Source organism: Actinomadura rugatobispora, from assembly GCF_055379765.1.
In genome coordinates, this window is sequence record NZ_AP029191.1 from 25,783 (window position 1) to 39,302 (window position 13,520).

Genomic DNA, 13,520 nt, shown 5'->3' on the forward strand with positions numbered 1-13,520 from the left:
AGGTCAGACGTCGGCGATCTGCTGTTTGAGCAGCTCCAGCTCCTGCGTGAAGTCCAGGAGGACGCGGGCGGTGTCCAGGTCGTTGACCCGGTCCCAGTTGTCGCGGATCTCCTCGGGGGTGATGTCCCGCGAGAACAGGCCCGGCGTCTGCGCCACCAGCACGCGCGCCACGCGCCCGCCGCCCACGTTGTAGACCTCGCCGGTGGCCTCGCACTCGTCCGCCGCCAGCCACAGCACCAGCGGCGCGACCAGCGCGGGAGAGAGGCTGCCGGCCAGGTCGCCCAGCAGGTCCTCGGTCATCCGCGTCCGGGCGCCCGGCTCGATCGCGTTCACGGCGACGCCGTACCGGGCGCCCTCCAGCGCGAGCGACTTGGTGACGCCGACGATCCCGGCCTTGGCGGCGGCGTAGTTGGTCTGCCCGAAGTTGCCGAACAGCCCCGCCGCCGAGGTGGTGTTGATGATCCGGCCGTGCCGCTGCGCGGTGAACACCGGCCAGGCCGCCTTCGACATCCAGATGGTGCCGCCCAGGTGGACCTGGAGCACCCGGTCGACCTCGGCGGGGGTGATCTTGGCCATGCTCCGGTCCCGGAGGATGCCGGCGTTGTTCACCAGGACGTCCAGCCGCCCGAACTCCGCGACCGCCTGCTCGACGATCTCCGCCGCGCTCTCGGGCGTGCTGACGTCGGTGCCGTTCGCGACGGCGGTGCCGCCCGCCTTCCGGATCTCGGCCACCACCTCCTCGGCGGGCGAGGACTCCCGGCCGTCGCCGTCCAGGGCGCCGCCGACGTCGTTCACCACCACGCTCGCGCCGCGCGCGGCCAGGAGCAGGGCGTGCTCACGCCCCAGCCCGCGGCCGGCGCCGGTCACGATCGCCACGCGGCCGTCGAGCCTGATGTCACTCATGCGTTCTCCATGTGGGGGTTGGTCGGCCCGGCCCCGGTGCGCGGGGCCGGGCCGGTCGATGGGGGGCGGCGGCGCTCAGCCGAACAGCGCGGTCATGACCTCGGTGCGCCCGCGCATCTCCTCCGGGGCGCCCTCGGCCACGATGCGGCCGCGCTGCAGGACGTACACCTCGTCGCTGACGGCCAGCGCCAGCTCGGCGTTCTGCTCGACGAGCAGGATCGTGGCGCCGCCGGCGTGCAGGGTCGAGATGGTCTCGAACATCACGTCCACGATCGACGGCGCCAGGCCCATGGACGGCTCGTCCAGCAGCAGCACGTCGGGCCCGGTCATCAGGGCCCGCCCGAAGGCGAGCATCTGCTGCTCGCCGCCGCTGAGCATCCCGGCGTCCTGCCGCCGCCGCTCCGCGAGCCGGGGGAACAGCTCGAAGACGCGGGCCAGCCGCTCGTCCAGCTCGGCCTTCTTCCCGCGCCGGCTGTAGGCCGCCAGCGACAGGTTCTCCGCGACCGTCAGCGACGGCGCCACCCGCCGCCCCTCCGCGACCAGCGCGACCCCGGCCCGGACGGCGCGGTGCGCGGCCCACCCGGTGATGTCGCGGCCGGTCACGGTGACCTTGCCGGACTTCGGCTTGTGCAGGCCCGCGATGCTGTTGAGCAGGGTCGTCTTGCCCGCTCCGTTGGAGCCGATGAGCGCGACCAGCCGTCCCCGCCCGACCTGGAGGGTGACCTCATTCACCGCCGTGACCGCGCCGTGCGCGGCGCAGAGTCGCGATACGTGCAGCGTCGGATCGCTTGCCAAAGTAGGCCTCCTTCACGTCCTCCTGGTCCAGGCACCAGGTCGGCGTCCCCTCGGCGAGGAGCGCCCCCGAGTTCATGACGGACACGCGCTGGCAGAACTCCTCGACCAGCCGCATGTTGTGCTCGATCAGGATCAGCGTGAGCCCGGCGTCCCGCAGCCCGACCAGCAGCCGCCCGACCTCCTCGGACTCGGCGTCGTTCATCCCCGCGGTCGGCTCGTCGAGCAGCAGCAGCCGCGGGTCGGTGGCGAGCGCGCGGGCGATCTCCACCCGGCGCTGGTCGCCGTAGGACAGCGTCTCGGCGAGCGCGGAGTGCCTCCCGCGCACGCCGACGCGGTCGAGCAGCTCGGCGGCCCGCTCCGCGGTCGCGCGGCGCTCGCGCCGCTCCGCCGGGCTCAGCAGGATCGCGCCGAGGATGCTCGACGAGCGCCGCCCGTACGCCCCGGCCATCACCGTCTCCAGCACCGTCATGCCGGGGAACAGCCGGATGTTCTGGTAGGTCCGGGCGATGCCCTGCCGGGCGACGCGGTACGGCGCCAGGCCGGTGATGCGGGTGCCCGCGACGGAGATGTCGCCCGAGTCCGGGGCGATGAACCCGCTGATCATGTTGAGCACCGTCGTCTTGCCGGCGCCGTTCGGCCCGAGGATGCCGTAGATGCTCGTCTCGGGGACGCGGATGCTGACGCCGTCCACGGCGGTGAGCCCGCCGAACCCCTTGGTCAGCCGGTCGATGACGACCAGGTCGGACCGTCCCGCCTCCGCCGGGGCCGGGCCCGCCTCGTGCGCAACGCTCATCGCGCCGCCCCCTCCTTAGCCAGGGCCGGGCCCGCACCGGGGCCGGCCGTCTCCGGCGGCGATCCGCCCCTGCCCCGGCGCAGGCGCCGGAACGTGCGGGGGTCTACCAGCCCGCGCGGCATGTAGATGATGATCGCGATGAGCACGATCCCGGTCGCGACCTGGTCGTACTCGCCCATGACGTCCCGCAGCAGCTCGGGCAGGACGGTGAAGACGACGGCGCCCAGGATCGGCCCGGCCCAGTGGAAGGCCCCGCCGAGCACGACCGCCGCCAGGGTGACGAAGCCCAGGTGCGTGTAGAAGGTGTCGGGCCCGATGAACTGCAGGAAGCTCCCCTGCATCACCCCGGCGGCGCCGCCCAGCATCCCCGACAGCACCATCCCGATGAACTGGATCCGGTGCGGCGGGATCCAGAGCGTCTGCGCGACCGCGGGGTCCTGCCGGACCGCGTCGGCGGCCAGCCCGAACCGGGACTTGGCCAGCCGCGCCATCACCCAGGCCGCGACGGCCAGGGAGCCGATGAGCCAGCTCCAGGTGCCCAGGTCGCCGGGGACGACCTGCCCGGCCGCGCCGCCGGTGACGTCCTCCAGGTTGAGGACCAGGACGCGGCCGATCAGCACCATCGCGATCGTGGCCATGGCCAGGTAGTGGGCGTCCAGGCGCAGGACCAGGCCGGCCGCGAGCGCGCCCATCAGCCCGCCCAGCACGATGCCCAGCAGCAGCCCCAGGACCAGCGGCAGGCCCGCCGTCGTGGAGAGGTAGCCGAAGGTGAAGGCGCTGACGGCGCCGAAGAAGATCGGGGCGACGCTGAGCACGCCCGTCCACAGCGAGGCGTAGATGCCGAGGGCGAACAGCGCGTTGACCCCGGCGAACTGGAGCGTGGTCAGCCACGCGGTGGTGCTCACAGCAGGTGTCCTTCCGTCGGGCGGGTCATGCCCGGACCAGCTGGCGCTCGCCGAACAGGCCCTTGGGCCGCGCGACGAGGATGAGGAGCAGGACGCCGAAGGTGATGGCGTCGCGGAACCCGGAGGAGATGTACTGGGACGCGATGACCTCGATGATCCCGATCGCGACGCCGCACAGCGCCGCGCCCCGGATGTCGCCGTAGCCGCCGACCACGACGGCCGCGAAGCCCTTGAGCAGCAGGCCCTCACCGAGGTTGAAGGCCACGTTGTTGTCCGAGAGCGCCGCCAGGATGCCCGCCGCGGCGGCGACGCCGGCGGCGATGAAGGCCACCGCGCTCAGGATCCACCGGGCGTTGACGCCGACGATCGCGGCGGAGCGCGGATCGGCCGACACGGCCCGGGCCGCCGCGCCGAACCGCGTCCTGGTCAGCAGCAGGTGCACCGCGGTCACGACGATCACCAGGGTCACGATGCTGATCAGGTGGGCGGGCAGCACGACCAGGCCCGCGATGCGCAGCGGGCCGCCGGGCACGGACTCGGCCGGGTAGCTCTTCGCGGTGGAGCCGATGTAGGCCTCGGCGACCGCCAGCAGGACGATCCAGGCGCCGATGCTCGCGATGATGGGGGCGAACGTGCCGGCGGACCGCTTCCGCAGGGGGTCGAACACCAGGGCGTCCACGGCCACGCCCAGCAGGCCCCCGAACAGGACGCCGCCGAGCGCAGCGATCCAGAAGGCGGCGCCCAGTTCGGTGATGAGCCAGTAGGCGGCCAGGGCGCCCCAGGTGGCGAACGTGCCGTGCGCGACGTTGAGGATCCCCATCCGCGCGAGGATCAGCGAGAAGCCCACGGCGAACAGGGCGTAGACCGACCCGAGGGCCACCCCGTTCACCAGTTGCTGGGCGAAGAGTTCCATGCCGCTCCCTGAATCAAGCGCTCGATCGGAAAAGTGACGCTAGCCAGGCAATACGCCTCTGTCAAGGATTAAATCAAGCACTTGCTTTAATTCTTCTCCCGGGCTTACGTTGGTGGTGCGGCCCCCGGCCGCCGCGCCGCTCTCGCCACCGCGATCGGCCGGTCCCGGCACCGGGCACCCCGGAAAGATCACAAGGAGACGCATTGACCGTCCACACCCGCCGCGGGCGCTACTTCGACGAGATGGTGACCGGCGACGTGTACAAGCACGAGCCCGGACGCACCATCACCGAGGCGGACAACCTGCTGTTCTGCAGCCTCACGCTCAACACGCAGACCCTTCACCTGGACGCCGTCCGCTCCGCGGAGTCGGAGTTCGGCCAGCGCCTGGTGAACAGCCTGCTCACGCTGGGCATCGTCTGCGGCATCGGCGTCCCCGACCTGACGCAGAAGACCACCATCGCCAACCTCGGCTTCGGGGAGATCTCCTTCCCCGCACCGGTGTTCATCGGCGACACGCTGTACTGCGAGACCGAGATCGGCGCCAAGCGGCCCTCGCGGTCGCGGCCCGGGCAGGGCATCGTCAGCCTGGAGCACCGCGGCCTCAACCAGGACGGGACGCTGGTGTGCCGGGCCGTCCGGTCCGCGCTGGTGATGTTCTCCCCCGCCGAGTGACCCCCGGGCCTCACCCGGATCGATCCGGGTGAGGCCCGCGGCCGTGCGGCGGGTCATACCGTGGAGGAGTCGCCCAGCACGAGCGTCCCCGAGCTCATGAACATCCCGCCGACGCCCGTCGCGACGCTCACGTGCACGCCGGGAACCTGCGCGGGAGCCGTGCCCCGGACCTGCCGGACCGACTCCTGGATCGCGAACATCCCGTACATGCCGGTGTGCGTGTAGGCCAGCCCGCCGCCGTTGGTGTTCAGCGGCAGCGGCCCGCCCGGCGCGGTGTTCCGGTCCGCAACGAAGGCCGCGGCCTCGCCGCGCCCGACGAAGCCCAGGTCCTCCAGGCCGTACAGCGGGACGTGCGCGAACGCGTCGTAGATCATCAGATGGTCCACGTCGGCGTGCGCCACGCCCGCCTCCCGCAGCGCCCGCTCCCCGCCGACGCGGATCGCGCGCGAGGAGGTGAGGCTCTCCAGGCCCGACACCACCGACGACTCGCTCGACTCCCCCGCGCCGAGCACGTACACCGGCGTGCCCGCCAGGTCCCGCGCCCGCTCGGCGGAGGTCAGCACGAGCGCCCCGCCGCCGTCGGTCACCAGGCAGCAGTGCAGCAGGTGGACCGGATCGGCGATCACGGGCGAGGCGAGGACGTCGTCCACGGTGATGGGGTCGCGCAGCTTGGCCCGCGGGTTCCGCGCGGCCCACTCCCGCTGGACGACCGGCACCATCGCGAACTGCTCGCGGGTGACCCCGTACTCGTGCATGTACCGCCGCACCCCGATGGGGAACAGCGACGGCGCCCCGACCGGGCCGTGCGGCACCTCGAACTGGGCCATGAACGACTGCGGCGCCGGCTGCCACGGGGTCATCCCCACCCGGGACCGGCCGGACTCGCCGTGGGTGACCAGCACCGTCGTGCACAGCCCGCCCGCGATGGCGGCCATCGCGTGCCGCACGTGCAGCATGTACGAGGACCCGCCGACGTTGGTGCCGTCGAGGTACTCCGGGACGATCCCCAGGTAGTCGGCCACGTCCGCCGGCGACTCGCCCGCGCAGGCCACACCGTCCACGTCACGGGGCGTCAGTCCCGCGTCCGCCAGGGCGTTGAGGGCGGCGTCGACGTGCAGTTCCAGCGCCGACTTCCCGGGGATCCTCCCCAGCTCGGTGCTCTCGGCCGCACCGGCGATCGCCACCCTGCCGCGCAGCGTCATCCCGTCTCCTCCACGATCTCGAACAGGAGCACCCGGCGGTCGCCGCGCTCCTCGTACACCGCGCGCACGGGCGCGTCGAGCGCCACCCGGTCCGGGTCCCCGGGGACCCCGGCCATGATCAGCGGCCCCTCCTCCAGCCGGACCAGCGCGAGCGCGTACGGGCCGGGGCCGAAGCCGGGCGCCGCCCGGTGGTTCACCACGAACGAGGCGACCGTGCCCCGGCCCGTGGCCGGTTTCAGGACGATCTCCCCCGCCGCGCAGCGCGGGCACACACTGCGCGGGTACAGGAAGGTGTGGTCGCACGCCGCGCAGGTGGGCAGCGCGAGACGCCCCTCGTCGATCAGTGCGAAGAACTCCCGGGTGTCCGGGGTGGGCTGGGCCACGGGCCTCGTCGGCGTCACGGGCGACCCCCTTCGTCGGTGCGGGCACCGGCCATCTCGGTCAGCAGGTGCTTGCGGAGCTTTCCGTTGGCGCCGCGCGGCAGCGCGTCCACGACCAGGTAGCGCCGGGGCGTCTTGAACCGGGCGAGCCGGGAGGCCAGGAAGTCCGGCAGGATCTCCCCCGCCCGCGCGCCGCCGGCCAGGACGGAGCCGGGAACCGCCTGGACGACCGCGCACACCGTGTGGCCCCACTCGGGGTCGGGCAGCCCGATGACCCCGACGTCCACCACGTCCGGGTGCTCCAGGATCGCCGCCTCGACCTCCGCCGGGTAGACGTTGACGCCGCCGGAGACGACGACCTCTGAGGTCCGGCCGAGCAGGAACAGGTAGCCGTCCTCGTCCAGGTAGCCGAGGTCGCCGACCGTCACGAAGTCGCCGGACCGCCCGGACCGGGTCTTGTCCGGGTCGTTGCGGTACTCGAACGCGTGCGCGCCCATGCCGAGGAACACCCGGCCCGGCTCCCCCGCGGGGAGGAGGCGGCCCTCGTCGTCCAGGATCCGGACCTCGGCGCCGGGCTGGGGGCGGCCGACCGTCCCGGGACGGTCGAGCCACTCCCGCGAGGTCGCCACGGTCCCGGCGGCCTCGGTGGCGCCGTAGTACTCGACGACGACCGGGCCGAACCAGTCGATGATCTGCCGTTTGACCTCGGGCGGGCACGGCCCGGCGCCGTGGATGAGGGTGCGCATGCTCGACACGTCGCACGCGCCGCGGACCTCCTCGGGCAGGCGCAGCAGCCGGTGGAGCTGGGTCGGCACCATGTGCGTGGTCGTGACCCGCTCCCGCTGGACGATCCGCAGCGTCTCCTCCGCGTCGAAGCGCGAGGTCAGCACGACGGTGTGGCCGAAGTGCAGCGACGCCAGCGCCAGCCCGCTGACCGCGGTGTGGCTCAGAGGCGAGGTCACCAGGTGGACGCCGTCCTTCAGCGGTTCGATCCCGAACATGCCGAGCTGCCACTCGGCGCCCCGCCCGAAGACGTCGTCCGGATCGCCCTCCGGAAGCCCGCGCATCACCCCCTTGGGGCGGCCCGTCGTACCCGACGTGTACCCCATGAAGGAGCCCGCCGCGCGGTCCTCCAGAGGGCTGGGGCCGAAGGGCGCCGCCGCCTCGGCCAGGTCCTGGAAGCCGTCCGCGGGCCCGGAGGCGAACAGGTGCGGGCACGCCGTGCCCGACTCTGAGACGGCCTCCCGGACGCGGCCGGTGTACTCGGCCGAGGCGAACACCGCGGCCGGTCCGGCGTCCCGCAGGATGTGCGCGATCTCCGGGGTGGTCAGCGCGGTGTTGACCGGCACGAAGTACGCCCCGGCCTGCTGGCACGCCAGCACCAGCGCGAGCACGGCGGGCTCGTTGGACGGCACCGCCACCACCCGGTCGCCGCGCGCGAGCCCGCCCGCGCGCAGCAGCCGCGCGACCCGGTTCGACAGCGCCGCCAGCTCGCCCCGGGTGAGCACCGACCCGTCGGGGCCCACCACCGCCCGCGCGGCCGGGTCGGCCTCGGCGAGCCGCCAGAATCCCAGCCCGCTCATCGCTCCGCCTCCTCCGCGGCGACGGACTCGAGCAGCTCCCGCGCCAGCCTGCGCCGGTGCTCGGTCGTGGACCCGTAGGCCGCGCCGAGGCTCAGCGCGCGCTTCAGCCAGAAGTGCAGGTGGTGCTCCCAGGTGAAGCCGATGCCGCCGTGCAGTTGCAGAGCCTCGTCGTTCGCCCGCTCGGCGGCGTCCCCGGCGTAGGCCTTGGCGACGGCGGCGCGCCGGGCGGCGTCCGGCGCACCGGACGCGGCGACCGCGTCGAGCGCCCCGGTCACCGCCATGTCGGCGCGCACCGCGATGTCGGCGAGCTTGTGCTTGACGGCCTGGAACGAGCCGACCGGGCGGCCGAACTGGTGCCGCAGGCTCACGTACTCGACCGTCAGGGTCAGCAGGCGCCGCGCCGTCCCGGCCAGCAGGCAGGCCGTCGAGGCGACGGCGAGGTTCCAGGCGCGCTCGGTCAGCTCCGGCGAGCGCCCCAGGAGGACGCCGTCGCCGGCCGGGCGGACCCGGGCGATCGGGCGGAGCGGATCGACCGCCGGCTGCTCCTCGACGACCAGGTCACCGGCGGCGTGGACACGCACCGATCCGTCCTGGCGCAGGTCGAGGAGCAGGTCGGCGTCCGCCGCGTACGCGACGTACCCGGTCCGCCCCTCGAACGCCACGGCGACGAGGAGGTCGCCCGCGGCCAGCCGCGCGAGCCACTCCGCGGCGCGGGCGTCGCGGGCGGCGAACTCTCCCAGCACGGTCGCGCCGACGACGGCGGTCTCCACGAAGGGCTCGGGGAGCGCGTACTCCCCCAGGGCCACCAGGGTCGGGGCGAGGTCGGCCGGTCCGAGGCCGACGCCGCCGTGCTCCTCGGCGACCAGGGCGGAGACCAGGCCGATGCCGGCCAGCCGCCGCCACAGGTCCGGCGCGTGCGCCGAGCCCGCGTCCAGGCGCTCCTTGAGATGGTCGATACCCGCGTGGCCCTCCAGGAGGTCGCGCACGACGGAGGCCAGCTCCTCGCCCTCCGATCCGGTGGTGCTCGCCGCGGTCATGGTGTCGGTCATCGGGGTCTCGGCTCCGTCGGCAGTCCCAGGACTCTCTCGCTGATGATGTTGCGCTGGATCTCGTTCGTCCCGCCGAAGATCATCGCCGCACGGGCGTACCAGTACCGGTGGTGCCAGTCGCGCCACGCGCGGCGGGTCGTCTCCGGGGCGCCGTCCAGCGCGGCGACGTCCCCCACGACCTGCCCGTCCTCGCCCATGAGCCGCAGCCCGGCGGCAAAGACGTCGCGCTGGGTCTCGGTCCAGAACACCTTGTTGATGCTGGCCCGCGAGTCGAGCTCGCCCCCGGCGGCGGCCAGGTCCGCCAGGCGGTAGACGTTGGACCGGTAGATCTCGGTCCGCACCAGCAGCCGGCCCAGCTCGTCCAGCGCCAGCGAGTCCCCGTCCAGGCCGCGGGCGTGCGCCAGCGACGCCAGCGCCCGCACGTCCAGGGAGAACTTGGCGTGGTCGCCGAAGACGGCACCCCGCTCGAAGCCCAGCGTGGACATGGCCACCCGCCAGCCCCGGTCGACGTCGCCGACGACGTTCTCCACCGGGACGCGGACGTCGGTGAAGAACACCTCGGCGAACCCGCTGGTGCCGTCGACCATGCGCAGCGGCCGCACCTCCACGCCCGGCGACCGCAGGTCGACGCACAGGAAGCTGATGCCGTCGTGCTTGCGGCGCCGCCCCGCCTCGGGGTCGGTGCGCACCAGCGCGAAGATCCAGTCGGCGAAGGCGCCCATCGACGTCCAGATCTTCTGCCCGTTGACCACGAAGTGGTCGCCGTCGCGCACCGCCGAGGTCTTCAGCGACGCCAGGTCCGAGCCCGACTCCGGCTCGGAGAACCCCTGGCACCAGATGGTGCGGCAGGACAGCAGGTCCGGGATCCAGCGCTCGCACTGCTCCCGCGTCCCGTACTGCATCAGGACCGGGCCCAGCAGGTAGAGGCCGCCCATGTTGATCCGCTCGGGCGCGCCCGCGCGGTAGTACTCCTCGGCGAACGCGATCGTGTGGTGGAGGTCCGCGCCCCGCCCGCCGTACTCGGCCGGCCAGTCGACGGCGGCGTACCCGCCCTCGAACAGGGTCCGCTCCCAGGCGCGGTGCAGTTCGAAGCCCTCGCGCTCCGTCCAGGGCGGGAGCGGGGAGCCCGGGACGTTCTCCGCCAGCCACGCGCGGACGGACGCCCGGAACTCCCCGACCGACGACGCAGGCAGCGTCATCCGGTCCACTCCTTGAGGGTGCCGTCCTTCTGCCACTCCAGGTACACCGGCGGCGAGGTCATCGACGCCTGCCCGCCCTGGTAGCTCAGCTTCCCGTAGACCGTGTCCTGCGAGGTGATCTTCGACAGCGCGGTGGCGACGTCCTGGGCCTCCTTGCTGCCCGCGTCCTTGAGCCCCTGGGCCAGCAGGTACATCGCGGTGTAGCCCTGGGCGCCGTACATGTCGGGCTCGGCGCCGTACTCGGCCTTGTACGCCTGGACGAACTTGCCGGCCGCGTCGCCGCCGAACCCGGCGTGGAACGTCGCGAAGAAGGTCGTCCCGGCCAGGCCGCCGCCGGAGCTCTTGAACAGCTCCTGGCTGTCGACGCCGTAGCTGCTCAGGATGCGCTTGGTGTAGCCGCGCTCGCGGAGCGACTTGGCCAGCAGCGCGCTCGGGGTGCCGAGCTGGCTGGAGATGACGACGTCGGGCGCGGCGGAGGCGGTCTCGGTGGCCGGGCTGGTGAAGTTGGTGTCGGCCGCGTTGGTGCGGACCGTCTTCAGGACGCGGACGCCGTTGCGCTCCAGCGCCGCCTTCCACACCTGGCCGTCGGCCACCATGCCGTCGTTGTCGCCGGTCACGACCAGGACCGCGGTCCGGTACTTCTCGGCCTTGGCGATCTTGTCGACGAACTGGTCGTACAGCCCGCCCTTCGCGCTGGGCAGGATCACCGGCCGGTACAGGTACGGCGGGGAGGCCAGGCCCGGCGCGACCGCGGACGTCACGATCGCGGGGACGCGGTTCTGCTTGATGAGCGGCGCGATCGCGCCGGCCTCGGAGGACAGGCCGCAGCACAGCACCCCGGAGGCCCCGTCGGCGACGTACTGGCGGTACAGGGAGATCGCCTGGGCGGGGTCGCCCTTGATGTCCTTGACGTCGAGCCGGACCTTCTTCCCGGCACCGAGGTAGCCGGTGTCGTTGATCTCCTTGGCCGCGAGCTTGGCGCCCTTCACGATCGGGACGCCGGCGAACGCCGCCGGTCCCGATTCCAGAGCCGGGAAGCCGACGAGGTAGGTCGAGTCGTCACCGCTCCCCTCCGAGCTGCACGCCGCGACGAGCGCGAGCGTCGTGAGGGCGGCGAGCAGTCTGCCCGCCCTCCGGCTGACCTGGTTCCTGAACACGGCATTCCTCCTTGACGGGCCACTCGCCCAGGCGAGTGAAGCAAGCACTTGATTTTCTCCCGGTGACGCAGGTCACGCAACACTTGTCACAAAAATTCGTCGGTTGTCTCTGAGTTATGCCGCCGATTCGAAGGCAGGGTAGCGGGAATCAGCGCATGCTTATTACAGCCGTCGGCGACGACGGCCCCACGGCGCCCGAGGCGCCGCCGCTACCGGGTCAGGCCCAGAGCTCCCGACACCGCCTCCAGCACCTCGCGGTAGTCGCTCGGCGCCAGGCGGAGCGAGACGTTCACACCGTCCGCGCCCGCGTCCAGATAGCCGTTCACGATCTGCGGCAACTGGTCGGGAGTTCCGGTGAAGCGGACCCCGGCGACGACATGGAGATCGGCGCGGGCCCGGCCCGCCTCGGCGGCGAGCCGGTGGAAGCGTTCGAGCCGGGCGGCGAAGTCCGACGGGGTGAGGTTCCAGGGGTACCAGCCGTACGCCGCCGTCGCGGCCCGCCGCAGCGCGGCGTCGCCGTTGCCCCCGTACATGAGCCTGGGCAGCCGCCCGCGGCCCTCCGGCAGGACGACGCCGTCCGGGAGAACGGCTCCGTCCGGCCCGGTCCCGTTCCAGAGACCGGCCAGTTCGTGCAGGTACCGCTCCGCACGGCGGCCGCGCGTCGCGAAGTCCACCCCGCACGCCTCGAACTCCTCGGCCAGCCAGCCGACGCCGACGCCGAGGTCCAGCCGCCCGCCGGTGAGCTCCTGCACGGTCGCGATCTCGCGCGCGAGGACGCTCACCGAGCGCAGCGGCAGCAGCAGCACGGACGTGCCGATCCGCAGCCTCCCGGTCGCCGCGCACATCGCCACGGCCGCCTGGAACGAATCGATGATGCCCTGCTCGGGCGCGGCCTCGACCCTCGCCTTCCCGTCCTCGGTCTTGTTGTGGAGGTGGGTCTTCTCCGGGTCGTCCGCGTTGGGCGCCGTCCGGTAGGGGTAGGCCGACTCCGGGTCGTCGAAAAAAACCATGTGCTCGGGCAACCACACGCCGTCGAACCCGAGGTCCTCGACCGTGCGGGCGAACTCGGCCATGAACGCGGGGTTCCGCTCCGCGCCGCCGTCGAAGACGTCGACCAGTCCGATCCTCATGTCACGCTCCAAGTCCCTCGACCTCCTCGGCCCGGGGGACGCGCGGGAAGACCGCGACGACCTCGTCAAGCCCCAGATCCCGCGCCGTCTCGCGTGCGCCGGGCCAGTCCGCCGCGTCGACGAACCAGGTCCGGCGCACCGAGGCCGCGTCCCGGCCCCGCTGTTCAAGGAGCCGGTCGAAGCGCGCCGAGGCGGTCTCGACGGCGCCGGCGTCCTGCTTCCACGCCAGCCATCCCGCCAGCCGGGGCGCCGCGTCGACGTACGCGCCGAGCGCCCGGTCGTCGGGAACGTCGCGCAGGTGGATCGGCAGGCCCGCGCCGCCGGCCGGTTTCGGGAGCGCGATCGCGCCCCGGATCGTGACGTGGCCGGTGTCGACGCGGGCTCGGGACTCGGTCCACAGCGCGTGCATCGCCGCCAGGTGGTCCACGGCCTTGGCGACGGCGTCGCCGGAACCGTCGTCCTCGCTCAGATGGCTCCGCAGCGGGGCGGCCGGCTCGGCCGGATCCAGCCCGTAGGCCAGCCGCCCGCCGGAGAACCAGTCCAGCGTGGCCAGCTGCTTGGCCCGTACGGGCACGCTCCGCGCCGTCACCGCGTCGCCCGACAGTCCCAGGCGCAGGCGCGTCGTCGCGCGCGCGGCCACGAGCAGGCCGAGCACGCCGTCGTGCGAACCCTCGCCGATCTGCTGCCGGTCGCCGACCGCCCACAGCGAGGCCAGGCCCGAGCGCTCCGCCGCCGCGGCGGCCTCCTCGATGGCGGCGCGCAGGGGACGCCCCGGCTCCGCCCGCCAGCTGCACGCGAGACCGATCTCCATGACCACCCCTTCTCCGTCCTGCCCGG

General features: G+C 73.1%; 14 protein-coding genes. 1 reads left to right on the forward strand and 13 read right to left on the reverse strand.

What is annotated here, in order from left to right; genetic code table 11:
- Positions 1–3: 3 nt before the first annotated feature.
- From ACZ466_RS00115 to ACZ466_RS00135, 5 genes are all read right to left on the reverse strand, one after another.
- On the reverse strand, positions 4–903 hold the full coding sequence (locus tag ACZ466_RS00115; RefSeq protein WP_378286846.1) for an SDR family NAD(P)-dependent oxidoreductase: 900 nt from the start codon (positions 901–903) through the stop codon (positions 4–6).
- Between the two features lie 75 nt (positions 904–978).
- Positions 979–1,635, reverse strand: coding sequence for an ABC transporter ATP-binding protein (locus ACZ466_RS00120; protein ID WP_378286845.1), 657 nt, complete (start codon positions 1,633–1,635; stop codon positions 979–981).
- Positions 1,628–2,491, reverse strand: coding sequence for an ABC transporter ATP-binding protein (locus ACZ466_RS00125; protein WP_378286844.1), 864 nt, complete (start codon positions 2,489–2,491; stop codon positions 1,628–1,630). Before ACZ466_RS00125 ends, ACZ466_RS00120 begins: the two co-directional genes overlap by 8 nt.
- On the reverse strand, positions 2,488–3,396 hold the full coding sequence (locus tag ACZ466_RS00130; RefSeq protein WP_378286843.1) for a branched-chain amino acid ABC transporter permease: 909 nt from the start codon (positions 3,394–3,396) through the stop codon (positions 2,488–2,490). Before ACZ466_RS00130 ends, ACZ466_RS00125 begins: the two co-directional genes overlap by 4 nt.
- Positions 3,397–3,421: 25 nt before the next feature.
- A complete protein-coding gene (locus ACZ466_RS00135) occupies positions 3,422–4,309 on the reverse strand; it encodes a branched-chain amino acid ABC transporter permease (protein ID WP_378286842.1) in 888 nt (295 codons plus the stop codon).
- A 203-nt stretch (positions 4,310–4,512) separates the two neighbouring features.
- On the opposite strand from ACZ466_RS00135, the gene ACZ466_RS00140 reads away from it, so the two are divergent.
- Complete coding sequence (locus ACZ466_RS00140; RefSeq protein ID WP_378286841.1) at positions 4,513–4,983, forward strand: MaoC family dehydratase; 471 nt, start codon at positions 4,513–4,515, stop codon at positions 4,981–4,983.
- Between the two features lie 53 nt (positions 4,984–5,036).
- On the opposite strand, the gene ACZ466_RS00145 is transcribed toward ACZ466_RS00140, so the two are convergent.
- The 8 genes from ACZ466_RS00145 to ACZ466_RS00180 form a co-directional block, all read right to left on the reverse strand.
- Positions 5,037–6,185, reverse strand: a complete 1,149-nt coding sequence (locus ACZ466_RS00145) for a thiolase C-terminal domain-containing protein (RefSeq protein ID WP_378286840.1) — start codon at positions 6,183–6,185, stop codon at positions 5,037–5,039.
- A complete protein-coding gene (locus ACZ466_RS00150; protein ID WP_378286839.1) occupies positions 6,182–6,586 on the reverse strand; it encodes a Zn-ribbon domain-containing OB-fold protein in 405 nt (134 codons plus the stop codon). The genes ACZ466_RS00145 and ACZ466_RS00150 overlap by 4 nt, the downstream gene beginning before the upstream one ends.
- The gene (locus tag ACZ466_RS00155) at positions 6,583–8,148 is read right to left on the reverse strand and encodes an AMP-binding protein (RefSeq protein ID WP_378286838.1); all 1,566 of its coding nucleotides are present in this window, start codon (positions 8,146–8,148) and stop codon (positions 6,583–6,585) included. The genes ACZ466_RS00150 and ACZ466_RS00155 overlap by 4 nt, the downstream gene beginning before the upstream one ends.
- Positions 8,145–9,197, reverse strand: a complete 1,053-nt coding sequence (locus tag ACZ466_RS00160) for an acyl-CoA dehydrogenase family protein (protein ID WP_378286837.1) — start codon at positions 9,195–9,197, stop codon at positions 8,145–8,147. Before ACZ466_RS00160 ends, ACZ466_RS00155 begins: the two co-directional genes overlap by 4 nt.
- On the reverse strand, positions 9,194–10,396 hold the full coding sequence (locus ACZ466_RS00165; protein ID WP_378286836.1) for an acyl-CoA dehydrogenase family protein: 1,203 nt from the start codon (positions 10,394–10,396) through the stop codon (positions 9,194–9,196). The genes ACZ466_RS00160 and ACZ466_RS00165 overlap by 4 nt, the downstream gene beginning before the upstream one ends.
- The gene (locus tag ACZ466_RS00170; RefSeq protein WP_378286835.1) at positions 10,393–11,553 is read right to left on the reverse strand and encodes an ABC transporter substrate-binding protein; all 1,161 of its coding nucleotides are present in this window, start codon (positions 11,551–11,553) and stop codon (positions 10,393–10,395) included. The genes ACZ466_RS00165 and ACZ466_RS00170 overlap by 4 nt, the downstream gene beginning before the upstream one ends.
- Positions 11,554–11,762: 209 nt before the next feature.
- Positions 11,763–12,563 carry an LLM class flavin-dependent oxidoreductase gene (locus ACZ466_RS00175; RefSeq protein WP_464042587.1) on the reverse strand — a complete coding sequence of 267 codons (801 nt, stop codon included), beginning with the start codon at positions 12,561–12,563 and terminating at the stop codon, positions 11,763–11,765.
- Positions 12,564–12,684: 121 nt separating this feature from the next.
- Positions 12,685–13,494 (reverse strand): LLM class flavin-dependent oxidoreductase, encoded by an 810-nt coding sequence (locus ACZ466_RS00180; RefSeq protein ID WP_378286833.1) that lies wholly within the window; start codon positions 13,492–13,494, stop codon positions 12,685–12,687.
- Between the last annotated feature and the right edge of the window lie 26 nt (positions 13,495–13,520).

Excerpts from the sequence above, each read along its gene's own strand:
- ACZ466_RS00115 (WP_378286846.1), bottom strand. The coding sequence starts at position 903 with ATGAGTGACATCAGGCTCGACGGCCGCGTGGCGATCGTGACCGGCGCC.
- ACZ466_RS00125 (WP_378286844.1), bottom strand. The coding sequence starts at position 2,491 with ATGAGCGTTGCGCACGAGGCGGGCCCGGCCCCGGCGGAGGCGGGACGG.
- ACZ466_RS00135 (WP_378286842.1), bottom strand. The coding sequence starts at position 4,309 with ATGGAACTCTTCGCCCAGCAACTGGTGAACGGGGTGGCCCTCGGGTCG.
- ACZ466_RS00145 (WP_378286840.1), bottom strand. The coding sequence starts at position 6,185 with ATGACGCTGCGCGGCAGGGTGGCGATCGCCGGTGCGGCCGAGAGCACC.
- ACZ466_RS00155 (WP_378286838.1), bottom strand. The coding sequence starts at position 8,148 with ATGAGCGGGCTGGGATTCTGGCGGCTCGCCGAGGCCGACCCGGCCGCG.
- ACZ466_RS00160 (WP_378286837.1), bottom strand. The coding sequence starts at position 9,197 with ATGACCGACACCATGACCGCGGCGAGCACCACCGGATCGGAGGGCGAG.
- ACZ466_RS00165 (WP_378286836.1), bottom strand. The coding sequence starts at position 10,396 with ATGACGCTGCCTGCGTCGTCGGTCGGGGAGTTCCGGGCGTCCGTCCGC.
- ACZ466_RS00175 (WP_464042587.1), bottom strand. The coding sequence starts at position 12,563 with ATGGTTTTTTTCGACGACCCGGAGTCGGCCTACCCCTACCGGACGGCG.
- ACZ466_RS00180 (WP_378286833.1), bottom strand. The coding sequence starts at position 13,494 with ATGGAGATCGGTCTCGCGTGCAGCTGGCGGGCGGAGCCGGGGCGTCCC.